18 protein-coding genes are annotated in these 22,282 nt (G+C 65.3%); 4 read left to right on the top strand and 14 right to left on the bottom strand.

What is annotated here, in order from left to right; genetic code table 11:
- Window positions 1-30: 30 nt before the first annotated feature.
- The 13 genes from tpiA to ACP7AX_RS06815 all read right to left on the bottom strand — a co-directional run bounded on the left by tpiA (window position 31) and on the right by ACP7AX_RS06815 (window position 14,890).
- A complete protein-coding gene (gene tpiA, locus ACP7AX_RS06875) occupies window positions 31-846 on the bottom strand; it encodes a triose-phosphate isomerase (protein WP_131681447.1) in 816 nt (271 codons plus the stop codon).
- A 119-nt stretch (window positions 847-965) separates the two neighbouring features.
- A complete protein-coding gene (locus ACP7AX_RS06870) occupies window positions 966-2,192 on the bottom strand; it encodes a phosphoglycerate kinase (RefSeq protein WP_131681448.1) in 1,227 nt (408 codons plus the stop codon).
- A gap of 10 nt (window positions 2,193-2,202) precedes the next feature.
- The gene (gene gap / locus ACP7AX_RS06865) at window positions 2,203-3,213 is read right to left on the bottom strand and encodes a type I glyceraldehyde-3-phosphate dehydrogenase (RefSeq protein WP_131681449.1); all 1,011 of its coding nucleotides are present in this window, start codon (window positions 3,211-3,213) and stop codon (window positions 2,203-2,205) included.
- A 263-nt stretch (window positions 3,214-3,476) separates the two neighbouring features.
- Window positions 3,477-4,103: a Fe-Mn family superoxide dismutase gene (locus tag ACP7AX_RS06860; protein WP_131681450.1), complete on the bottom strand. Its 627-nt coding sequence runs from the start codon at window positions 4,101-4,103 to the stop codon at window positions 3,477-3,479.
- Window positions 4,104-4,213: 110 nt separating this feature from the next.
- Complete coding sequence (whiA, locus tag ACP7AX_RS06855) at window positions 4,214-5,194, bottom strand: DNA-binding protein WhiA (protein WP_108597830.1); 981 nt, start codon at window positions 5,192-5,194, stop codon at window positions 4,214-4,216.
- A 9-nt stretch (window positions 5,195-5,203) separates the two neighbouring features.
- Window positions 5,204-6,220 carry a uridine diphosphate-N-acetylglucosamine-binding protein YvcK gene (locus tag ACP7AX_RS06850; protein WP_131681451.1) on the bottom strand — a complete coding sequence of 339 codons (1,017 nt, stop codon included), beginning with the start codon at window positions 6,218-6,220 and terminating at the stop codon, window positions 5,204-5,206.
- Complete coding sequence (gene rapZ / locus ACP7AX_RS06845; RefSeq protein ID WP_131681452.1) at window positions 6,220-7,143, bottom strand: RNase adapter RapZ; 924 nt, start codon at window positions 7,141-7,143, stop codon at window positions 6,220-6,222. The genes ACP7AX_RS06850 and rapZ overlap by 1 nt, the downstream gene beginning before the upstream one ends.
- Before the next feature lie 71 nt (window positions 7,144-7,214).
- A complete protein-coding gene (gene uvrC / locus ACP7AX_RS06840; RefSeq protein WP_131681453.1) occupies window positions 7,215-9,221 on the bottom strand; it encodes an excinuclease ABC subunit UvrC in 2,007 nt (668 codons plus the stop codon).
- A gap of 44 nt (window positions 9,222-9,265) precedes the next feature.
- Window positions 9,266-9,934: a 1-acyl-sn-glycerol-3-phosphate acyltransferase gene (locus ACP7AX_RS06835; RefSeq protein WP_131681454.1), complete on the bottom strand. Its 669-nt coding sequence runs from the start codon at window positions 9,932-9,934 to the stop codon at window positions 9,266-9,268.
- On the bottom strand, window positions 9,921-10,634 hold the full coding sequence (locus ACP7AX_RS06830; RefSeq protein WP_426225882.1) for an HAD hydrolase-like protein: 714 nt from the start codon (window positions 10,632-10,634) through the stop codon (window positions 9,921-9,923). The genes ACP7AX_RS06835 and ACP7AX_RS06830 overlap by 14 nt, the downstream gene beginning before the upstream one ends.
- A gap of 110 nt (window positions 10,635-10,744) precedes the next feature.
- On the bottom strand, window positions 10,745-13,672 hold the full coding sequence (gene uvrA / locus ACP7AX_RS06825) for an excinuclease ABC subunit UvrA (protein WP_426225881.1): 2,928 nt from the start codon (window positions 13,670-13,672) through the stop codon (window positions 10,745-10,747).
- 58 nt (window positions 13,673-13,730) lie between these two features.
- Window positions 13,731-14,111: a GntR family transcriptional regulator gene (locus tag ACP7AX_RS06820; protein WP_426225880.1), complete on the bottom strand. Its 381-nt coding sequence runs from the start codon at window positions 14,109-14,111 to the stop codon at window positions 13,731-13,733.
- The gene (locus tag ACP7AX_RS06815) at window positions 14,108-14,890 is read right to left on the bottom strand and encodes a trans-aconitate 2-methyltransferase (protein WP_426225999.1); all 783 of its coding nucleotides are present in this window, start codon (window positions 14,888-14,890) and stop codon (window positions 14,108-14,110) included. Before ACP7AX_RS06815 ends, ACP7AX_RS06820 begins: the two co-directional genes overlap by 4 nt.
- 97 nt (window positions 14,891-14,987) lie before the next feature.
- Here ACP7AX_RS06815 and ACP7AX_RS06810 point away from each other — a divergent pair, with 97 nt between their 5' ends.
- The 4 genes from ACP7AX_RS06810 (at window position 14,988) to ACP7AX_RS06795 (ending at window position 20,819) form a co-directional block, all read left to right on the top strand.
- Window positions 14,988-17,534: a DEAD/DEAH box helicase gene (locus ACP7AX_RS06810; protein WP_426225879.1), complete on the top strand. Its 2,547-nt coding sequence runs from the start codon at window positions 14,988-14,990 to the stop codon at window positions 17,532-17,534.
- Window positions 17,535-17,545: 11 nt separating this feature from the next.
- Window positions 17,546-18,943 carry a CoA transferase gene (locus ACP7AX_RS06805; RefSeq protein ID WP_426225878.1) on the top strand — a complete coding sequence of 466 codons (1,398 nt, stop codon included), beginning with the start codon at window positions 17,546-17,548 and terminating at the stop codon, window positions 18,941-18,943.
- Window positions 18,944-18,955: 12 nt separating this feature from the next.
- A complete protein-coding gene (locus tag ACP7AX_RS06800; RefSeq protein WP_131681459.1) occupies window positions 18,956-19,456 on the top strand; it encodes a GNAT family N-acetyltransferase in 501 nt (166 codons plus the stop codon).
- A 79-nt stretch (window positions 19,457-19,535) separates the two neighbouring features.
- Window positions 19,536-20,819, top strand: a complete 1,284-nt coding sequence (locus ACP7AX_RS06795; RefSeq protein WP_426225877.1) for an alpha/beta fold hydrolase — start codon at window positions 19,536-19,538, stop codon at window positions 20,817-20,819.
- Here ACP7AX_RS06795 and ACP7AX_RS06790 read toward each other — a convergent pair.
- A complete protein-coding gene (locus tag ACP7AX_RS06790) occupies window positions 20,805-22,175 on the bottom strand; it encodes an MFS transporter (protein WP_426225876.1) in 1,371 nt (456 codons plus the stop codon). The two genes, ACP7AX_RS06795 and ACP7AX_RS06790, sit on opposite strands and share 15 nt — an antisense overlap.
- Window positions 22,176-22,282 lie beyond the last annotated feature (107 nt).

Genomic DNA, 22,282 nt, shown 5'->3' with positions numbered 1-22,282 from the left:
GAAGTGCGGGAGCCGGAAGCAGTGTACGGACTAGTCCGTCAACAGGTGACTCTCGAACCTGACAATATTAGCAAACTCCGCGGGATCGAGGCTGGCGCCGCCCACCAACACGCCGTCGACGTCCCGCTCATTGAGGATCGCAGCGACATTGTTGGCCTTGACTGAACCGCCGTAGAGGAGGCGGATCTTTGCGGCGACGTCGTCACCAAAGATGGTGGCGAGCTCGGCGCGGATGGCTGCACACATCTCCTGGGCGTCGTCAGGGCCGGCAACCTCGCCGGTACCGATGGCCCAGACGGGCTCGTAGGCCACCACGAGGGTGGCAGCCTGCTCCGGGGTCAGCCCGGCGACGTCGGCGCGGAGCTGTTCCAGCGTGTGCTGGACATGGGTCCCTGCCTGCCGGATTTCCAGGCCCTCGCCAACGCAAAGAATCGGCGTTACTCCGTGCTTGAACGCGGCCTTGACCTTGGCGTTCAGGACGTCGTCGGACTCGTTGTGGATGGTCCGGCGTTCACTGTGCCCCACCAGTACGTACCGGCAACCGAGCTTGTTCAGGAACTGGCCGGAAATGTCGCCGGTGTAGGCACCCGAATCGAACTGGGAAAGGTCCTGGCCACCGTAGGCTACGTCCAGTTCATCGCCCTGGACCAGGGTCTGGACACCACGTAGATCGGTGAACGGCGGGAAGACCGCAACTTCGACACGGCTGTAATCGTGCTTGGCATCGGACAGGGTCCAGGCAAGTTTCTGCAGAAGGGTGATGCCCTGGACGTGGTCCATGTTCATCTTCCAGTTGCCTGCAATGAGAGGCGTGCGGTCAAAAGCGCCGTTTGTTGACGTAGTCACGTGTTCTCCATATGTTTCGTGATAAGTGTGCGGCCGGCAGGGTGCCCGCGGCCCCCCCCCCGGCCGGAGGACTTGGCAGTCCAGGTCTTTCGAAGGACGGTAGCCGAAAGTCCGGTTCCCTAGCGGTCCAGAACGCTGAGGCCCGGGAGTTCCTTGCCTTCAAGATATTCCAGGCTGGCGCCTCCGCCAGTGGAAATGTGGCCGAACTGATCATCCGCGAAGCCAAGGGTCCGCACAGCTGCCGCTGAATCGCCGCCGCCGACAACTGTCAGGGCTTCCGCCTCAGTCAGTGCCTGGGCGATGGCGCGGGTGCCGCCGGAGAATGCCTCGAACTCGAAGACGCCCATGGGCCCGTTCCAGAACACCGTTTTGGCGCCCTTGATCCGCTCCGCAAAGGCAGCCGCCGAGTCAGGTCCGATGTCCAGTCCGATTCCCTGGGCACCAAAGCTGCTGCCCTCGATGCCGTCCGCCGGGACGGTCTCGTGGTCTGCGTCGGCGGCGAACTTGCTGGCCACCACAACGTCGGTGGGAACAATGAACTCCGTGCCGGCGTCGGCTGCGCGCTTCAGGTAGTCCTGCACGACGGGGATCTGGTCCTCCTCCAGGAGGCTGCCGGCCACTTTGTGGCCTTCCGCCGCGAGGAACGTGAAGAGCATTCCGCCGCCCACCAGGATGGCGTCAGCCTTCCCGATGAGGTTGTCAATGACGGCGAGCTTGTCCGAGACCTTGGAGCCGCCGAGCACCACCACATAAGGCCGCTGGGTGTCGGCTGTGAGCTTCCGCAGTACTTCAACCTCGGTGTGCACCAGGTCGCCCTGGTACGACGGCAGCCGGGTGGCGACGTCGTAGACGCTGGCGTGCTTCCGGTGCACTGCACCGAAGGCGTCATCCACGTAGGCCCCGTTATCTCCGGTCAGTGCCACGAGCTCGTCCGCGAAGGCGCCGCGTTCGGCGCCGTCCTTGGACGTTTCGCGTGAGTCAAACCGGACGTTCTCCAGAACGAGCACTTCGCCGTCCTGCAGGGCCGCGGCGTGTTCCTTGGCGGACGGGCCCACGGTGTCCCCTGCCAGGGTTACCTTGAACCCGGCAAGTTCGGCGAGCCGCGTCACTGCGGGCTTGAGCGAATACTTCTCCTCGGGAGCGCCCTTGGGGCGTCCGAGGTGGGCTGTTACCAGCACGCGGGCACCGGCGTCCGTGAGCTTTCCCAGTACTGGCAGTGAGGCCTTGATGCGGCCGTCGTCAGTGACTGTAGAGCCGTCGAGCGGCACATTCAGGTCACTTCTAACCAGAATGTACCGCCCGCGGACACCTTCAGCGATCAGTTCGTTGAGGGTGTGAAATGTCATGTGACTAACCCTAGCCCAGCTTGGCTGCGACGAGCTCCGTGAGGTCAACGAGGCGGTTGGAGTAGCCCCATTCGTTGTCATACCAAGAAACAACCTTGACCTGGTTGCCGATGACCTTGGTCAGGCCGGAATCGAAGATCGACGACGCGGGGTCGCCCACGATGTCGGAGGAGACGATCGGCTCATCCGTGTAGGTCAGGAAGCCCTGCAGCGAATCGGACTCGGCGGCCTTCTTCAGTGCTGCGTTGACTTCCTCGACCGTGGTCTCGCGGGAGACGGTGACAGTGAGGTCGGTGGCGGAGCCTGTGGGGACCGGAACGCGGATGGCGTAGCCGTCAAGCTTGCCCTTGAGCTCCGGCAGGACCAGTCCGATTGCCTTGGCCGCACCCGTGGAGGTGGGGACCATGTTGATGGCGGCGGCGCGGGCGCGACGGAGGTCGTTGTGGGGACCGTCCTGGAGGTTCTGATCGGCGGTGTAGGCGTGGATGGTGGTCATCAGGCCACGCTCGATGCCGAATTCGTCGTTGATGACCTTGGCCAGCGGGCCGAGGCAGTTCGTGGTGCAGGAAGCGTTGGAGATGATGTGGTGCGTTGCGTTGTCGTAGAGCTCGTGGTTCACACCCATCACGATGGTGATGTCCTCATCCGAGGCCGGTGCGGAGATCAGGACCTTCTTGGCGCCTGCTTCGATGTGCTTCCTGGCAGCTGCGGCCTTGGTGAAGAACCCGGTGGATTCGATAACGATGTCAACGCCCAGCTCCCCCCACGGCAGGTTGGCGGGGTCGCGCTCGGCCAGGACCTTGACGACGTTGCCATTGACGACGATATTGCCGTCCTTGACCTCAATGGTTTCCTTCAGGCGGCCGCCGACGGAGTCGTACTTGAAGAGGTGGGCCAGCGCCTCGGGGCTGGTGAGATCGTTGACGGCAACGATCTCGAGGTCAGCGCCCTGTGCGAGTGCTGCGCGGAAGTAGTTGCGGCCGATACGGCCAAAGCCGTTGATACCAATACGGGTCGTCACTTTTTCATTCTCCTTGGTGCTTGTTAAGCACAACTAGTTGAGCGGGCGTTCAAGCCAACTAACAGATCCCGCACGCCGTTGGGCAGAGATGATTTACAGATCGGAGGGCGACCAGCCACATTGCTGAAGGCTGACCGCCTTCCGTGACCTATCTTACGTTTAACAGGGTCTGCCCCCGCAAGTGCGGGGGCAGACGGTCCACATTCCGGCCCGAAAGCTTCCGGATTGTGAACTTTGTTACAGCAGCATGTATTGCAGGTCACCTACGGGAGGGTGATCAGGCCCGTGGCGTTGGTGCGCGCTGCTTCGAAACGCTTGGCGACGTCGGCCCAGTTCACGATGTTCCAGAAGGCCTTCACGTAGTCAGCCTTGACGTTGACGTAGTCCAGGTAGAAGGCGTGCTCCCACATGTCCAGCATCAGCAGCGGGGTGGTGCCCAGCGCAACGTTGCCCTGCTGGTCGTAGAGCTGTTCGATGACCAGGTTGCCACCGATGGGCTCGTAGGCGAGGAAGCCCCAGCCGGACCCCTGCAGGCCAAGAGCGGCTGCGGAGAACTGCGCACGGAAGGCGTCGAAGGACCCGAAGGCGTCGTCGATGGCCGCGGCCAGCTCGCCCTCGGGCTTGTCGCCACCGTCCGGGGACAGGTTCTTCCAGAACACCGAGTGGTTGACGTGGCCGCCCGTGTGGAACGCCAGGTCCTTGGAGAGGCGGTTGATGTTGGCGAAGTCGCCCTTGTCGCGGGCATCAGCAAGCTGGGCCAGCGCGTTGTTGGCGCCTGCGACGTAGGCTGCATGGTGCTTGCTGTGGTGCAGCTCCATGATGCGCGCTGAAATGTGCGGCTCAAGCGCGGCGTAGTCGTAGTCGAGCTCTGGCAGTACGTACTCGGTCACAAAATCCTCCAATGTCGTGGACGGTCTGTCCGGGTTGTAACTCTCGGATTATGCATCCGGATGACGGGCATCCGGAAGATCAGGGTGAACGCTCTGATTCTAGGGCGCGGCTACTCGTCCAGCATTTCAGGCGTCACATTGGCATCCGTACCGGGGATGCCGAGGTCAATGGCACGTTTGTCCGCCATGGCCAGGAGCCGCCGGATGCGTCCGGCGATGGCATCCTTGGTCATGACCGGATCGGCAAGCCTGCCCAGTTCGTCCAGGCTCGCCTGTTTGTGGGCCACCCGGAGTTCACCGGCGTATTTGAGGTGGTCCGGGACGTCGTCGCCCAGGATCTCGAGGGCCCGGTCAACACGGGCGCCTGCGGCCACGGCGGCCTGGGCGGAGCGCCGCAGGTTGGCGTCGTCAAAGTTGGCGAGGCGGTTGGCCGTGGCCCTGACCTCTTTGCGCATCCGGCGTTCTTCCCAGACCATCAGGGCATCGTGGGCGCCCATCCGGGTCAGCAGCGCGGCAATGGTGTCGCCGTCGCGGATGACAACGCGGTCCACTCCCCTGACTTCGCGCGCCTTGGCCTGAATACCGAGCCGACGGGCGGCACCGACGAGGGCAAGTGCGGACTCGGGGCCGGGGCAGGTGACCTCCATCGAGGAGGAACGGCCAGGCTCGGTGAGTGAACCGTGGGCGAGGAAGGCTCCCCGCCAGACCGCCTCGGCGTCAGCAGCCGAACCGTTCACCACAGCAGAGGGAAGCCCGCGCACGGGCCGTCCACGGCCGTCCAGGAGCCCGGTCTGGCGTGCCAGGGACTCGCCGTCGCGCACTACACGGACCACGTAGCGGCTGCCGCGGCGCAGCCCTCCGCCCGAGACGACGATGATTTCGCTCTGGTGGCCGTAGACCTCCGCGATGGCCGCCCGCAGGCGGCGTGCCGTTGACGCCAGGTCAACCTCTGCCTCGATCACGATCCTGCCCGAGATGATGTGCAGGCCGCCGGCGAACCGGAGCATCGCGGAAACCTCAGCCTTGCGGACTGATGACTTCTTGATGTCCAGACGGGACAGTTCTTCCTTGACCGATGATGTCAGTGCCATGGCACCTTCCTAACTGTTCCCAAAAATGTCGTGGTACGCCGCTGCCAGACGCAAGGGGTCATGGACGGGCCGGCTGTCCGACGCCCCCACTTTACCCAAGACAACCTCGGCCCCGATCATCCCGGCGGCTTTCTCAAACTCCTGCCGGTCCGGCACCGACGCCGGGTCTGCCAGGACGACGTCGACGCTGAACCCGGGGGCGTACCGCCGGAGTGCGTGGAGGTGATCTGCGGCGGACATGCCGGTGGTCTCTTTCGTGTCCGTCGCCAGGTTCATGGTGAGGCATCTTTTCGCGGCCGTGTTGCACAGGGCTGTCCGCATTTCGGGGAGCAACAGGTGCGGCAGCACCGACGTGTACCAGGAACCCGGCCCCAGGATGACCCAGTCGGCAAGTTCGATGGCCGTCAGGGCCTCGATGCAGGCGGGAGCCTCTTCCGGCAGGAGCCGGACCTGTTCGAGATGGCCGGCCACGGCACAGCGCGCCTGCCCCTTCACCGTCTGCAGCGTTGAGGTGCCGTCGGGCGCGGCCACCAGGACGTCACCTTCGATGGTGAGCGGGACTGTGGACATGGGCAGGACCTGCCCCCGCGCGCCCAGCAGCGCGCCGGCCCAGGTGAGGCCAGCTACGGCGTCCCCGAGCAGTTCCCACAAAGTGACGATGAGCAGGTTTCCCATGGCGTGCTCATCCAGGGATCCGCTGCGGTCCTTGCCAGGTTGAAACCGGTGCTGCATAACGTCACGCCAGGTACGGCCCCAGTCGGTGTCATCGCACAGGGCGGACAGTGCCATCCGCAGGTCTCCGGGCGGGAGTACACCGTACTCCTCGCGCAGACGCCCGGATGACCCGCCGTCGTCCGCCACCGTGACGATTGCGGTGAGCTCGGACGTGAGGAGCCGGAGCGCCGACAGCGAGGCCGACAGGCCGTGCCCGCCGCCCAACGCAACGACGTTCGGTCCCTTCTCCTTGCCCGCTGCCGTTCCGCCCGAAGCCGGTACCAGCGGCAGCGGCCCCGTAAGCATCGCCATTATTCGCGGCCCAGGTCCCGGTGGGTGGTGGTTACGGTCACGCGGGGATACTGTGCCAGCTTCTTGGAAAGCTCGACGGCGACCGCCACGGAGCGGTGCTTGCCGCCCGTGCAGCCCACGGCGATGGTGGCGTAGTGCTTGTTTTCGCGACGGTACCCTTCCAGGACGGGTTCGAGCGCAAGCACGTAGCGGTCCACGAAGTTCTTCACGCCTTCGGCCTCGAGGACGTACTCGCTGACGTCCTGATCGAGCCCGGTGTGGGGGCGCAGCTGCGGGACCCAGTGCGGGTTGGGAATGAACCGGACGTCGGCAACATAGTTGGAGTCCACGGGCAGCCCGTACTTGAATCCGAAGCTCATGACGTTGAGCCGGAGGGCCACCGGACCCGAATCGGTGAAGAGTTCGGTAATGGCGGTGGCCAGGCCGTGGACGTTGAACGCGGATGTATCGAGGACGACGTCGGCGCTGTCGCGCAGTTCCTTCAGCACCTCACGCTCGGCAGCTATGCCGTCGAGGATCCGGCCGCCTCCCTGAAGGGGGTGCGGCCTGCGGCCCTGCTCGAAGCGGCGCACCAGGACGTCGTCGTTGGCGTCAAGGAACAGCACCCGGAACGTGACGCCGCTGGCCTCCAGCGCGCCGAGGGCGGCGCGGATGTCGGCGAACAGACCCTTGCTGCGCACGTCCATGACGACGGCAAGCCGCGGGATGGACTGTGGGGCATGGGACACCAGTTCCGCGAGGGTCCCGAGCATCTGCGGCGGGAGGTTTTCGACGACGTACCAGCCGTGGTCCTCCAGCGCGTCCGCGGCGGTGCTCCGTCCGGCCCCGGACATTCCGGTGACCACCAGCAGTTCCGCTTCGACGGGTTTAATGGGCGTCATCCCATCAAGCCCCGTCCCGGATTCCGCCGTAGAGTCTGCCATTCGTTCCGCCCCGTTTCGTGTGTGGTGAAGCAGGCAACCGCGTCGGCTGAAACCTGCGCTCCTTACCCTACCTAGGTTTCAATGATTTCGCCGGTCGTCATATTCACCGCGGGCACGGTATCGCCTGCCAGTTCCACAGAGTTGAAGTGGGTCACGATGGCGCCGGCGAGGGAGGGCCCGATGCCCTTGGCGGCGGTGAGCTCGGCCACGGTGGCCGTCTTCACGCCCTTGACCGAGCCAAAATGGGCCAGCAGCGCCTTCCGTTTGGACTCGCCCAGCCCCGGCACGCCGTCCAGCGCGGAGACCGTCATGGCCTTCCCGCGCTTTTGCCGGTGGAACGATATGGCGAACCGGTGTGCTTCGTCGCGGATCCGCTGCAGCAGGTAGAGCCCCTGGGACGTGCGGGGCAGGATCACCGGGAAGTCACTGTCCGGAAGCCATACTTCTTCCAGGCGCTTGGCCAGGCCCACCACGTAGACGTCCTCGATTCCAAGGTCCGCCAAGGCCCGGGCTGCGGCGTTGACCTGCGGTTTCCCGCCGTCCACCACCACCAGGTTGGGCGGATAGGCAAACTTGGCCCGCGGGGCGGCCGTGGTGGAGTCCAGCACTGCGGCGTCCCCCGCTGCTGTGAGCGCGGCCTGGTGCCCCGGCAGCCCGGAGGCCTCCACCTGGGCCGACTTGTCCAGCAGGTAATGCCGGAAGCGCCGCGTCAGGACATCGTGCATCGCGGCTGTATCGTCCGCAGCAGCAGCCCCCGTAACCGAGAACTTGCGGTAGTCCGACTTCTTAGGCAGGCCGTCCTCCACCACCACCATGGATGCCACCACGTTGGTGCCCTGGACGTGGGAGACGTCGTAACACTCAATCCGGAGCAAGGCGACAGGAAGATCCAAGGCCTCCTGCAGCTCCTGCAGCGCCTGTGACCGGACGGTCAGGTCCCCTGCCCGTCGGGTCTTGTGGAGTTTCAGCGCGTGCTCGGCGTTCTCCCGGACGGTGGACATGAGGGCGGCCTTGTCGCCGCGCTGCGGGACCCGGATGTCCACCCTGGCGCCGCGGATGCCCCCGAGCCAAAGCGTCAGTTCCTCGGCGTTGCTCGGCTCCACCGGCACCAGCACTTCCCGGGGCAGCCTGCCGTGGCTTTCGCCGTCCTCGCCGTAGACCTGCTGCAGGAGGTGTTCCACCAGGTCCGGAGTGGTGGCGTCCTCCACCTTTTCAACAACCCAGCCGCGCTGGCCGCGGATCCGCCCGCCGCGGACATGGAACACCTGGACCGCGGCCTCAAGTTCGTCCTCGTGCAGGGCGAAGACGTCGGCGTCGGTATCCTCGGCGAGGACCACGGCGTTGCGTTCGAAGACCTTCCGGAGGGCCGAGATGTCGTCCCGGAGCCGGGCCGCCCGCTCGTAGTCGAGCTCGGCCACCGCTTCGGCCATCTGCTTTTCAAGCTTTGAGATAAAACGCTTGGAATCGCCGCCCATGAAAGCGCAGAAGTCCTCGGCGAGGACCCGGTGTTCCTCGGGGCTGATCCGGCCTACGCAGGGCGCAGAGCATTTATCGATGTAGCCCAGAAGGCACGGCCGGCCGCTCGCCTGCGCCCGCTTGAGGACCCCAGCGCTGCAGCTGCGGACGGGGAAGACGCGCAGGAGCGTGTCCATGGTTTCCCGGATGGCTCCGGCGGTATACGGGCCGAAGTAGCGGGTGCCTTTGCGCCGGTCCCCCCGCATGACCTGCACCCGGGGGAGCTTCTCGCTCATGGTCAGGGCCAGGTAGGGATAGGTTTTGTCGTCCCTGAAGACCACGTTGAAACGAGGTTTGAATTCCTTGATCCAGGTGTATTCGAGCTGCAGGGACTCCAGTTCACTGCCCACCACCGTCCACTCCACACTGCTCGCCGCGTGGACCATGGCATACGTCTTCGGGAGCAGGCCCATGGGGTTGGCGAAGTAGGAGTTCAGGCGGGACCGGAGGCTCTTGGCCTTGCCAACATAGATGACCCGGCCATGTGGATCGCGGAACCGGTAAACCCCGGGGTTGGTGGGAATCTCACCCGTTTGGGGCCTGTAAGTTGCTGGATCTGCCACGACTCCAGTCTACTGAGGCGAGGACGGGCTCCTTGCCACGTGGGCTAATCCGTGACCTTGCTCTGGTTATAGGTGGTGGCGCGTTCCTGGCCGCTGAGTTCAGCAATCGCGTCCATGATGGAGTCCGTTACGTGCCGCCTCGCGGGCAGGGAATGATCCGGTCCCGTCTTGTCGAAGTACAGAGGCTCCCCCACCTTCATGGTGAAGTGATGGGGCCGGAACCCCTTCTCGCCGGCCGGCTGCAGGTTTTCTGTGCCGATCAGGCCGACCGGAATCACCGGCGCGCCGGTGGTCAGGGCAAGCCAGCCCACGCCCGTTCGGCCGCGGTACAGGATGCCGTCGCGGGAGCGCGTACCTTCGGGGTAGATGCCGATTCCCTTGCCGGACTCCAGGATGTCCAGGAGGGTCTTGAGGGCCTGGACACTTGCTGCCTGCTCGCCGCGCTCCACCGGGATGGAACCCACGGACTCAAAGAAGGACTTCATGACCTTTCCTTTGACGCCGCCGGTGGTGAAGTACTCGGCTTTGGCGAAGAACGCGACCGGCCGGGGCATCAACGCCTGGACGATAACACTGTCGAAGAAGGAGAGGTGGTTGGGCGCCACAATGAACGGACCGTCCTTGGGAACATTCTCCAGGCCGACGACGGTGGGCCGGCAGGAGCCGGCAATCAGTCCCCGGGTGCTCCAGCGGACAGCTTCAAACAGCGCCATCGTTGCGCACCTCACTCATGGCGGACGTGTGGATGGCTTCAAGCCGCTCGATCGCGGCCAGCAGGCCTGCCGTGGTGTCCACCACGGCAACAGCCCCGGCGTCGTCGAGTTCGCCGTCGGGCGCGAATCCCCAGGCCACACCGATGCAGTCCAGTCCGTTGGCGATGGCGCCCGCCACGTCCTGGGCGCGATCGCCCACCATAACGGCGTGCCGGGTGGAAAGATCGGCCAGGGCCTCGGCGATGATGCTGGCCTTCCCCACGGGAGCTTCAGTGGAGGATTCGTTGTCCGCGGAGCCCCTGATGGACTGGAAGAGGGCGTCGATCCCGTGGTGCCGCAGCACGATCTGGGCCAGACCCTCCGGCTTCTGCGTGGCCACGGCGACAGGCCGTCCGGCCGCCACAAAGCCCTCAAGCAAATCCCTGATCCCCGGATACAGGCGGCTCTGGGCAATTCCGGTGGCCAGGTAGTACTGCCGGTAGCGCCGGATGACAGCATCGAGCTTCGCCGCCGGCACCATGGCCACGCTCAGGAGTGAGTCACTGAGCTTCGGGCCGATCATCGCATCGAGCAGGTCCTGCGAGGGAACCGGGAGCCCCTCGGCGGCAAGGGCGGCCGCGATTCCATCGGTTATTCCGCCTGCCGGGTCGACAAGAGTGCCGTCCAGGTCAAAGATCACGGGCACTGTTGTTTGAGTCACCGGCTTAGTTTCTCACGACACCACGCATGCCTGAAACTCGCATACCCGCCGAGGCATACTTCGGCGGGTCCGCCGGCTCCCGATGCGGGAACCGGCTGGTGGCAGGCGAACTAACCCAGAATCTCGGCGAGGAAGGAGGCGGTGTAGCTCTTTGTAGATTTCGCCACCTGCTCCGGGGTTCCCGTAGCCACAATCTGGCCGCCGCCTGAACCGCCGTCCGGGCCCAGGTCAACGATCCAGTCAGCGCTCTTGATGACATCCAGGTTGTGTTCAATGGTGATGACGGTGTTGCCTTTGTCCACCAGCCCCTGAAGCACCATCAGCAGCTTGCGGATGTCCTCAAAATGCAGGCCCGTTGTGGGCTCGTCCAGGACATAGACGCTGCGTCCGTTTGACCGCTTCTGCAGCTCCGCTGCCAGCTTGACGCGCTGCGCCTCCCCGCCGGACAACGTGGTGGCAGGCTGCCCGAGACGGACGTAACCCAGGCCAACATCCACCAGCGTGTTGAGGTGCCGGGCGATCGGCGAGAAAGCAGCGAAGAATTCCGCACCCTCCTCGATGGGCATGTTCAGGACATCGGCGATGGTTTTGCCCTTGTAGTGCACCTCTAGGGTCTCGCGGTTGTACCGGGCGCCGTGGCAGACCTCGCAGGGAACGTAGACATCGGGCAGGAAGTTCATTTCGATCTTCAGCGTGCCGTCGCCCGAGCAGGATTCGCAGCGCCCGCCCTTGACGTTGAAGGAGAACCGTCCCGGCAGGTAGCCACGGACCTTCGCCTCGGTGGTCTCCGCGAAGAGTTTGCGGATGTTGTCGAAGACACCTGTGTAGGTGGCCGGATTGGACCGGGGTGTCCGGCCGATGGGGCTCTGGTCCACATGGACCACTTTGTCGAGCTGGTCCAGGCCAAGGATGCTCTTGTGCCGGCCGGCAACCTGCTTGGCCCCGTTGAGCTTGTTGGCCAGCACCTTGTAAAGGATTTCGTTGACCAGCGTGGACTTACCGGAGCCGCTGACGCCGGTGACGGCGGTAAACAAGCCCAGCGGGAAGGCCGCATCAACGTTCACGAGGTTGTTTTCGCGCGCGCCAACCACCTTCAGCTCGCGCTTCTTGTCGTATTTGCGCCGCTTCTTGGGGATTTCGATCTTCTTGCGGCCGGACAGGTAATCGCCGGTCAGGGACTCCTTGTTTTCCAGCAGCTCCTTGTAGGAGCCGGAGTGCACCACCTGTCCGCCGTGCTCGCCTGCACCCGGCCCGATGTCGACGATCCAGTCCGCCACCTGAATGGTGTCCTCGTCATGTTCGACGACGATGAGCGTGTTCCCCATGTCACGGAGCCGGGTCAGGGTGTCAATGAGCCTTCGGTTGTCCCGCTGGTGAAGGCCGATGGAGGGCTCATCCAGGACATAGAGGACGCCCACCAGACCGGAACCGATCTGGGTTGCCAGCCGGATGCGCTGGGCCTCACCGCCGGAGAGGGTGGCAGAGGGGCGTTCGAGGTTCAGGTATTCCAGCCCGACATCGAGCAGGAAGGTCAGCCTGGCCTGGATTTCCTTCAGCACCTGGTGCGCAATCTGGGCTTCACGGCCTGTCAGCACCAGGTTGTTCAGGAAGTCAGCGCAGACGCGCATGGGCATCGCCGCGACATCGGCAATCGACTTGCCGTTGATCAGGACCGAGAGCGAGGCAGGGTTCAAACGTGCGCCGTTGCAGGCAGGGCAGGGAATCTGCCGCATGTACTCTTCGTACCGGTCCCGGGCCCACTCGGAGTCCGTTTCGCCGTGCTTGCGGTGGACGTACTGGATGGCACCTTCGAAGCCGGTGCTGTACTTCCGCTCCCGGCCGAACCGGTTCTTGTACTGGACCACAACTTTGTGGTCCTTCCCGTGAAGGACCGTCTGGCGGACATCGTTGCCCAGTTTCTCCCATGGAGTGGTCATGGAGAAGCCGAGTTCCTTCGCGAGCCCTTCAAGCAGGCGGTTCCAGTACTCGGTGGTTGCGGTGCCCAGCGACCACGGCGCGATGGCACCCTCCGACAGGGACAGCTCAGGATTGGGGACGATGAGCTCCTCATCAACCTCAAGGCGGGTGCCGATGCCGCTGCAGGCGGCACAGGCGCCGAAGGGGTTGTTGAAGGAGAAGGACCGGGGCTCGATCTCATCGATCGCCAGCGGATGCTCATTGGGGCAGGCCAGGTTCTCGGAAAATGCCCGGAGCCGCTCCGGAGCATCGGCGTCGAGGTCCACGAACTCGGCCAGCACGCGGCCCTCCGCGAGGCCCAGGGCGGTCTCGACGGAATCGGTCAGGCGCTGGCTGATGCCCTCCTTAACCACCAGGCGGTCAACCACCACCTCGATGGAGTGCTTGAACTGCTTGCCCAGCTTGGGCGGATCACTGAGCTGGATCAGCTCGCCGTCCACGCGGGCGCGGGAGTAGCCCTTAGCGGTGAGCTCCTTGAAGAGGTCAACGAATTCGCCCTTCCGGCCCCTGACCACAGGTGCCAGGACCTGGAACCGGGTGCCGTCTTCAAGTTCAAGCAGCTGGTCCACGATCTGCTGGGGCGTCTGGCGGGCAACAACTTCGCCGCAGACCGGGCAGTGCGGCCGCCCTACGCGAGCCCAGAGCAGGCGCATGTAGTCGTAGATCTCGGTAATGGTTCCCACGGTTGAGCGGGGGTTCTTGCTCGTGGACTTCTGGTCGATGGAGACGGCCGGTGAGAGGCCTTCGATGAAGTCGACGTCCGGTTTGTCCACCTGGCCGAGGAACTGCCGGGCGTAGGCGGACAGCGACTCCACGTACCGGCGCTGGCCTTCGGCGAAGATGGTGTCGAATGCGAGCGAGGACTTCCCTGATCCGGACAGGCCCGTGAAAACGATCATGGCGTCGCGGGGCAGGTCCAGGTCCACGTTGCGGAGGTTGTGTTCCCTTGCCCCCTTGACCACGAGGCGGGAAAGGTCAGGACGGGCAGGCGTGACGGGGGCCTGGGCAACGGTGACGGGGACGGATTCGACTGCTGTTTCTTCAGCTACGGCTTTAGGCACCCACTAATGCTAATCGAAAACTTCTTCGAATATCCATGCGGGTGCCTCGGTGGCCGCATCAGCCGGCGTCGTACGCGGCCGCGAGCAGCTTGACTGCTTCGGCAAAGGTGGCGCCCTGGGCCTTCGCCACTGACGCATAGGCATTGGCGGCAAGGGACAACGCGTCCAGGCGTTCGTCACGGGCGCAAACCACTGTGCCGTTCCTGCCTTTGGTGGCGACTACCCCTGCCGCTTCAAGCTCCTTGTACGCCCTGGCGACGGTATGCGGCGCCACCTCAAGGAGGCCGGCCAGAGTCCGGACAGCCGGCAGCCTGGTCCCGGGCGGCAGTTCTCCGTTGTCCGCGAGCCTGATGACATGCAGGCGCAGCTGCTCGTAGAGGGCTACCGTGCTGGCCTGGTTGGGCTTCCAGTTCCCTGGGAAGGAAGCGCCCGCGGTCATTGGCGCCCCTTCCGGGCCACGGCAAAAATCCGCCGGAATGGAAAGACCGTCCCATGGCCGGTTGCCGGATAGGCTGCCCGCAGACGGACGGCGTACTCCGCTTCGAAAGCCCGGCCATCGTCGGTGGAGAGGGCAGCCAGGACAGGCCGCAGGGCTGTGCCGCGGACCCACTCGAGGACTGGATCGGCGCCCGGCAGGAGCTGGAGGTATGTGGTCTCCCAGGCGTCCGCGGTGCAGCCAGCGTCCAGCATGATGCGCAAATAGTCAGCAGGCTCCCCCACTGATTCACCTCCCCGGAGCACGCCATCCAGTTTGGCCGCCCAGGCTGCCGAGCCGGCCAGGTCCCGCATCAGCAGATGAGAGGGCGCATTGAAGTTCCCCGGGACCTGCATGGCGAACCAGGCGCCAGGCTTGAGCGCCTTGAGCCAACGCGCCATCATCTCCTGATGGCCTGGCAGCCACTGAAGAGCAGCGTTGGTGACAACTACATCGGTGTCTGCGGCCGGCATCCAGTCAGCAATGTCTGCCAGCTGGAAGCTCAGTCCCCGATTCGCCTCCGCATGGACACCGGCTTTGGCAAGCATCGCGGCGGAGGAGTCGATTCCCGTGACGCGTGCTTCCGGCCAGCGGCCGGCAAGGGTTGCCGTGAGGTTCCCGGGTCCACAACCCAGGTCAACAACATTCAGCGGGCCATCCGCCTGGACCCTGCCGGTGAGGTCAAAGAAAGGCCTGTCACGGGCGTCGCCGAACTGAACGTACTTCACGGGGTCCCACATCATGGTTTCGCCATGGTGCGTTGCGTCTGTGGCCATACCGCGAGCCTAATACGCCCTTGCCCGGATCCCCGGATCCCGCTGGGCACTAAGCTGGAAAACAATGAAACTCGTTGACCAGCTGCCCGTCCTGCCCGCCCCGAACGCCTCCGGCGCAGGCATGGACCCGGACGCCCTCTACACACGATTCCTTGAGTGGACCGAAAGCCGGGGCCTGGAACTCTACGCCGCCCAGGACGAAGCCATCATGGAGCTGGCCACCGGCGCCAACGTCATCCTCGCCACCCCCACAGGTTCGGGAAAGTCGCTCGTGGCCATCGCAGCCCATTTCCAGGCAATGGCCCGGGGCGAGCGGAGTTACTACACAGCCCCCATCAAGGCGCTTGTCTCGGAGAAGTTCTTTGCCCTGTGCGAGATCTTCGGGGCCGAGAACGTGGGCATGATCACCGGAGACTCCGGCGTCAACCAGAGCGCACCGATCATCTGCTGCACCGCGGAGATCCTTGCCAACATCGCCCTGCGTGAAGGAGCCGGCGCGGACCTGGGCTCGGTGATCATGGACGAATTCCACTTCTACTCCGATCCGCAGCGCGGCTGGGCGTGGCAGGTCCCGTTGCTCGAACTTCCGCAGGCACAGTTCCTCCTGATGTCCGCCACCCTGGGCGATGTCAGCAGGTTCGAGAAGGGCATCACCGAACTCACCGGCCGCCCAACCACCACGGTCAGTTCAGCAGAGCGGCCCATTCCGCTGCACTACTACTACCACCAGACCCCGGTCCACGAGACCCTGGAAGAGCTGCTCTCCACCCGGCAGGTACCCGTCTACGTGGTGCACTTCAGCCAGATCGAGGCTATCGACCGTGCCCAGACGCTGATGAGCATCAATGTGTGTACGCGTGAGGAAAAAGACAAAATTGCGGAGCTGATCGCGAACTTCCGCTTCGCTGCCGGGTTCGGGAAGACCCTCAACAGGCTGGTCCGGCATGGAATCGGTGTCCATCACGCCGGCATGCTGCCGAAGTACCGACGCCTGGTGGAGCAGCTGGCTCAGGCCGGCCTGCTCAAGGTGATCTGCGGAACGGACACGCTGGGTGTGGGCATCAACGTGCCCATCCGAACCGTCCTGCTCACCGCTTTGAGCAAGTACGACGGCGTACGCACCCGCCCGCTTAACTCCCGGGAGTTTCACCAGATCGCCGGACGGGCCGGCCGCGCCGGGTATGACACCGCCGGGACAGTGGTGGTCCAGGCCCCCGAGCACGTCATTGAAAACGTGAAGGCCATGGCCAAGGCCACCGCCAAATTTGGTGATGACCAGAAGAAGCTCCGCCAGGTGGTCAAGAAGAAGCCGCCGGAAGGATTCGTGTCCTGGGGCGAACCCACCTTCAAGCGCCTGGTCGAGTCTGTGCCCGATCCCCTGAACTCAAGTTTCAGCGTCACCCACTCCATGCTGATGAACCTGATGGAACGCCCCGGCGACCCGTTCACGGCCGCACGCCGCCTCCTGACGGAAAACCACGAATCCCGGTCCTCGCAACTCCAGCTGATGAAAAAGGCCCTGGGGATTTACCGCGAGCTCCTTGCCGCGGAGGTGGTGGAGCGCATCCCGCCCGAACAGCAGGGTGCCGACGGCAGGACCGTCCGGCTTACAGTGCACCTCCAGCCGAACTTCGCCCTCAACCAGCCGCTCTCGCCGTTTGCGCTGGCGGCGCTGGAACTGCTCGCCCCGGACTCGCCGTCGTACGCCCTGGACGTGGTCTCGGTGATCGAGGCGACCCTCGAAAAGCCGCGGCAGATCCTCTCGGCCCAGCAGAAGAAGGCCCGCGGTGAAGCCATCGCGGCCATGAAGGCGGACGGCATCGAGTACGACCAACGCATGGCGATGCTGGAGGAGGTTACCTACCCGCAGCCGCTGGCGGAGCTCCTGGGCGAAGCCTTCGAGGTCTACCGGAAAGCTGCTCCGTGGGTAGGTGACTTCGAGCTGGCTCCGAAGTCCGTGGTCCGGGACATGTACGAGCGTGCCATGAACTTCGGCGAATTCGTCCAGTTCTACGGCCTGGCCCGCTCCGAGGGAATCGTGCTGCGCTACCTCGCCGACTGCTTCAAGGCGCTGCGCCAGACCGTTCCGCAGGACATGCTCCGGGAGGACCTGGAGGACCTCATCGCGTGGCTCGGGGAACTGGTCCGGCAGGTCGACTCCAGCCTGCTGGACGAATGGGAGGAACTGACCTCCGGCGCCGCGCCGACACCCCACGACGCACCGCCTCCCCCGCCGCCGTCGCTGACCTCCAACATCCGCGCCTTCCGCGTGATGGTCCGCAACGAGATGTTCCGCCGCGTGGAACTGTTCGCCGACGAAAACGCGGCCGCGCTGGGCGACCTGGACAGCGCAGCAGGCTGGGATGCGGACCGCTGGGAGGACGTCCTGGACGACTACTTCGATGAGCACAACGACATCGGGACGGGCCCGGACGCCCGCGGACCCGGATTGCTCATCATCACTGAAGAGCCCGGACGGTGGAAGGTGCGGCAGATCTTTGATGACCCCGAACGCAACCATGATTGGGGAATCTCCGCCGTGGTGGACCTCGCAGCCTCGGATGAGACCGGCACTGCGGTGGTCAGCGTGACAGACGTGAACCGGCTCTAGGCAGTCCCACCGTGGAATCCGTCCCAGACCTCACCGGAAGTCTGCGGGTTCTGGACGCCATGGAGTCACAGCCGCTGGCACCCATTTCTGGTCCACGGCGGTGGTGGGGTGGCCCGCTGGATGTTGAGGGACTTGCCGCGGGGTCCGTCCAGGCCGCAGCAACAGCGCTCAATGCACTGACGGACACCGGGCGGTATTCCAGTGCTGCGGGCCCGGTGGCGCCAGCCTTCGATTCCTTGGGCCACTTGCGGATCGGGGGAACAAGGCCCGAAGGTTTTGCTCCGCTGTCCGGTTTCCGGCCAACCACGGACGGCTGGATCCGCCTGCATGCCAACTATCCGCACCACGCAGCCCGGCTGATGGCGGCCTTCTCCGTCAGCACAGCGCAGGGCGTGGAACACGCCTTGCTGCAGATGACGTCCCTGGCAGCGGAAGAAACCGTCGTCGCTGCCAAGGGCGTCGCCGCAGCTGTCCGCAGCCGGGACGGCTGGGTCTCCACTCCCATGCATACGGCTGCCGCTGCGGGGCCATGGATCTCGCTCTCACGCCCTCCGGCGGCTTCCCACGGAAGCAAGCCGCCGCCGTCGTGGGTTCGCTCCGCTGACCCGCTCCGCCCCCTGTCAGGGCTGAGGGTTCTGGACCTGACCCGGGTGATCGCCGGCCCCGCCGCTACGCGTCTCCTGGGCGCCCTCGGGGCGGAGGTGCTGCGGATCGACCCTCCCCAGCTGCCGGAGCTGCAGGACGCGTTCATTGACTCGGGCTTTGACAAGGCAAGTGCCGAGGCCGACTTGCGGAACCCTGCGGCGTTGGAGGCCATCAGGGATCTCGCCAATACGGCCGACGTGGTGGTCCTTGGCTACCGCGAAGGCAGCCTGGACCGGTTTGGGCTGGGGCCGGATGAATTGCTGGCGGCCCGGCCCGGTCTGGTGGTGGTCAGCCTCAGCGCGTGGGGCAGCGCAGGTCCCTGGAACGGACGCCGCGGGTTCGACAGCCTGGTGCAGGCGGCGTGTGGCATTGCTGACCTGTATGGACGCACCACCGACGGCGGGTGGAAACCCGGCGCCCTGCCCGTACAGGCACTGGACCACGCCACGGGATATGGCCTTGCTGCGGCAGCCATGGCTTTGCTGGCGGAACGCCTCAGCAGCGGTTCAGGCGGGCTGGCCCGGCTTTCCCTGGCCCGCACCGCTGAAGAACTGCTTCGGCTCCCGGCAGTGACTGCTCCCGCCGGTCCCCTGCCTGAACCCGAATTCCGCTTCATGGACAGTCCGTATGGCCCGCTGCGGTATGTCGGGCCGCCCGTCATGGCTGACGGCGTACCTCTTGACTACACCCAGGGACCCGTCCGCTACGGTACGTTGCCGCTGCGCTGGCTTAGGGAGCGGCCCGTGAGGCCCATGCGGCCCTAGTAAACTCGACGCATGAGTGTAATCCGCCCCGCCACCCGGCACGATGTCCCCGCAATCCTGCAGATGATCCACGAACTGGCCATCTACGAGAAGGAACCGGACGCCGTCCGCAACACCCCGGAAAAGCTCACGGAGGCCCTGTTCGGCGAGAATCCCCGCGTTTTTGCAACCATGGCCGGGAACGCCGCGGGCGAGGTCCAGGGGTTCGCCCTGTGGTTCCTGAATTACTCCACCTGGGAAGGCGTCCACGGCATCTACCTCGAGGACCTCTACGTCAGTCCCCACGCCCGCGGCGAGGGCCACGGCAAGGCGCTTCTGCGGCACCTGGCCGCCACCGCCGTCGAAAACGGGTACGCCAGGGTGGAATGGAGTGTCCTGGACTGGAATGAACCGTCCATAAACTTTTACCGCAGCCTCGGCGCCGGGCCCATGGACGGCTGGTCGACCTTCCGGCTGACCGGAACCGCTTTGGAGCAGTTTGGCAGCAGCACGACGGCGGCGTCCCGTGCCTGAGCTGTCGGACCGGGCCACTGCCGTGAGAACCAGGACGGAAGTCCCCCACACGGTCAGGGCGCGCCACGAATTCCGCGGCATGCGCACCGCAGAACACTACTTCACCGTGCCGCTGGACCACTTCGCTTCCAGCGAAGGCCATGGGGCAGGGCCGGAGACCATCACTGTCTTTGCGCGCGAATACGTTTCGGCAGCGCACACCGCGGCGGAGGCTGACAAGCTTCCTTGGCTGTTGTTCCTGCAAGGCGGCCCGGGCGGGCGCGGCAACAGGCTTGCCTCCCTCAACGGCTGGAGCAAGGCCGCAGCCCGTGACTTCCGGATCCTGATGCTGGACCAGCGCGGAACCGGGCTGTCATCGCCCATCGACCGGAACACGCTGCCGCAGCGCGGGACAACCGAAGCGCAGGCTGCGTACCTGGAGCACTTCCGGGCGGACTCCATCGTTGCCGACGCCGAACTCATCCGCGCGGCTCTCGGCTCCGGCCCCTGGAGCATCTACGGGCAGAGCTACGGCGGATTCTGCGCCCTCAGCTATCTCTCCTTCGCTCCGGAAGGTCTTCGCGAGGCACTCATCACCGGCGGGCTGGCGCCGCTCACCGGCCCGGCCGACCACGTCTACCGGGCAACCTTCCAGCGCGTGGCCGCCCGCAACGCCGAATACTTCAGCTGGTACCCGGAAGACCGCCGGACAGTGGAGCGCATTGCGGCCCACCTCCGGCAGACCCCGGAATTCCTGCCCGAAGGCGGCCGCCTCACCGTGGAACGGTTCCAGATGGTGGGGTCGTTCCTGGGCGGCAACACCAGGGTGGACGGGCTGCATTACCTTCTGGAGGATGCTTTTACCGAGACGGCGCAGGGCACCAGGCTCTCCGACGGGTTCCTCGAGCAGGTGCAGGGCATCGTGTCCCGCCTGGCCAATCCGCTCTACGCCCTCATGCACGAATCGATCTATGGCCAGGGACAGGCAAGCGGCTGGGCTGCGTGGCGGGTGCTGCAGGATTACCCCGAATTCCGTCCTGATGCCGAGCCGCTGCTCCTGACCGGCGAGATGGTCTACCCCTGGTACTTCGAGCAGGACCCGGCGCTCAGTCCGCTGCAGGAGGTGGCCGAACTGGTGGCCGGCAAAAAGGACTGGAAGCCGCTGTACAACCGGCCTCAATTGGCGGCGAACACCGTGCCGGTGGCCGCGGCGGTCTACCGCGACGACATCTACGTGGACCGCCACCTGTCCATGGAAACCGCTGCGGCGGTCCGCGGGCTCCAGGTCTGGGAGACGGGCGAGTTCCACCATGACGGCATCTCCGACGACGGCGAAGCCATTTTCGGCCGGCTGCTGGGGATGGTGCGCTCAGCCCGCAACTGACTTGCGCTGCCGCGGCACAAGGGTCAGGAGCGCGGCTGCCAGTACCGCCACCGCAACGACACCGCCCAGCATGTTCAAACCCAGGTAGCCTGCCCAGCTGAGCACCAGCCCGGACGTGGCCCCGCCCACCGCACCGGCGACGCCCATGAACATGTCCGAGACGCCCTGGACCATGACACGGGACTCCTGGCCCACGCTCTCAGCCAGGAGCGTGGAGCCGGAGATGGTGGACGCCGACCAGCCCAGACCGAGCAGGACCAGCCCCACGGCTACGGCCACAGTAGAGGTCTGGCCAAAGCCGGCCACCAGGACAGCGGTGATCAGCGTAGCGAATCCGATGAGGATGGTCTCTGTCCTGCCCACCTTGTCGGTCAGCCACCCCATCACCGGGGACAGCGCGAACATCCCGGCGATGTGCAGCGAGATGGTAAACCCGATGATCACCAGTACATCCCCCGAAGCCGCGTGGCCTGCATGGGATGCAGCCGGACCTTCCACGAGCTCCTGCAGGTGCAACGGGGTCATGGACATAACCCCAACCATGATGGCATGGGCTCCCACCACGGCGGCCAGCGCCAGTACAGCGGCCCGGGACCCGCGGATGGCCCGTATGCCGCGGACCAGTGACCCGGCCGGCCTGCCCTGAGGCGAAGCACTCGGCGGCGTTTCCCCGCGCGGCGGGTCCTGCTGGGTGCCACCCGCGCTGCTGCCTTGCCGGGCAGCGAGTTCCCGTGCCAGCAACAGCGGGTCTGGCCGGAGGCCAATAAAAAGGAGAACCGTAGCCAGCAGGAGGCCGGCGGCAGAGATCACGAAGGGACCCGCAACCGGAGGCAAGCCCAGGGCCACGCCCACCGCCGCCCCCGGCTGGATCAGGTTGGGTCCGGCCACAGCCCCGACAGTCACAGCCCACACCACCGCGGACAAGGACCTGCCGCGGTGCTCAGGATCTGCGAGATCGACGGCGGCGAAGCGGGCCTGAAGGCTGGCCGCGGTGCCCACGCCGATCCCTGCGGCCCCCACGACCAGCAAGACGAACTGACCCGCCACCACCGACAGCATGATCAAAACGGCGCCCAGGAAAGCCGCAGCAAGCCCCAGGACCTGGCCGATGCGGCGCCCCCGGCGGTCTGCCAGCGCGGCAAGGGGAAGGGCGGCCAGCGCGGCCCCCAGAGTCATCACGGTGGCCACAGCACCGGCCCACGCGGTGGAACCGGAGAGTTCAACGGCCAGGATCGAACCGATGGATACCGTTGCACCGGTCCCGAGCCCGGCAAAAACCTGCGCAACGCTCAACAGCACCACGGTGCGGCGCTGCACCTGGCGCACTCCGCTGTCCGGCATCAGGGTGCGGGCCATAACCCGAGCATAGTCCTGGACGCGCCGGTCCTACAGAGGGGATTTTTTACGTTCCAGGGCTGGCTTAAACAGCGATCCCGGCCGCTGGTGCGGCCGGGATCGTTGTT

The organism is Pseudarthrobacter sp. DSP2-3-2b1, from assembly GCF_049895945.1.
In the GTDB taxonomy this organism is placed as follows: Bacteria; Actinomycetota; Actinomycetes; order Actinomycetales; family Micrococcaceae; genus Arthrobacter.
The sequence above is the reverse complement of the archived record's forward strand: the minus strand, read 5'-3'. Positions and strand labels throughout refer to the sequence as shown.

What these genes read in the sequence shown, in the direction of transcription:
- ACP7AX_RS06870 (WP_131681448.1), bottom strand. Translation starts at nt 2,192, where the DNA reads ATGACATTTCACACCCTCAACGAACTGATCGCTGAAGGTGTCCGCGGG.
- whiA (WP_108597830.1), bottom strand. Translation starts at nt 5,194, where the DNA reads ATGGCACTGACATCATCGGTCAAGGAAGAACTGTCCCGTCTGGACATC.
- ACP7AX_RS06850 (WP_131681451.1), bottom strand. Translation starts at nt 6,220, where the DNA reads ATGGCGATGCTTACGGGGCCGCTGCCGCTGGTACCGGCTTCGGGCGGA.
- rapZ (WP_131681452.1), bottom strand. Translation starts at nt 7,143, where the DNA reads ATGGCAGACTCTACGGCGGAATCCGGGACGGGGCTTGATGGGATGACG.
- ACP7AX_RS06835 (WP_131681454.1), bottom strand. Translation starts at nt 9,934, where the DNA reads ATGGCGCTGTTTGAAGCTGTCCGCTGGAGCACCCGGGGACTGATTGCC.
- ACP7AX_RS06820 (WP_426225880.1), bottom strand. Translation starts at nt 14,111, where the DNA reads ATGACCGCGGGCGCTTCCTTCCCAGGGAACTGGAAGCCCAACCAGGCC.
- ACP7AX_RS06815 (WP_426225999.1), bottom strand. Translation starts at nt 14,890, where the DNA reads ATGATGTGGGACCCCGTGAAGTACGTTCAGTTCGGCGACGCCCGTGAC.
- ACP7AX_RS06810 (WP_426225879.1), top strand. Translation starts at nt 14,988, where the DNA reads ATGAAACTCGTTGACCAGCTGCCCGTCCTGCCCGCCCCGAACGCCTCC.
- ACP7AX_RS06800 (WP_131681459.1), top strand. Translation starts at nt 18,956, where the DNA reads ATGAGTGTAATCCGCCCCGCCACCCGGCACGATGTCCCCGCAATCCTG.
- ACP7AX_RS06795 (WP_426225877.1), top strand. Translation starts at nt 19,536, where the DNA reads ATGCGCACCGCAGAACACTACTTCACCGTGCCGCTGGACCACTTCGCT.
- ACP7AX_RS06790 (WP_426225876.1), bottom strand. Translation starts at nt 22,175, where the DNA reads ATGGCCCGCACCCTGATGCCGGACAGCGGAGTGCGCCAGGTGCAGCGC.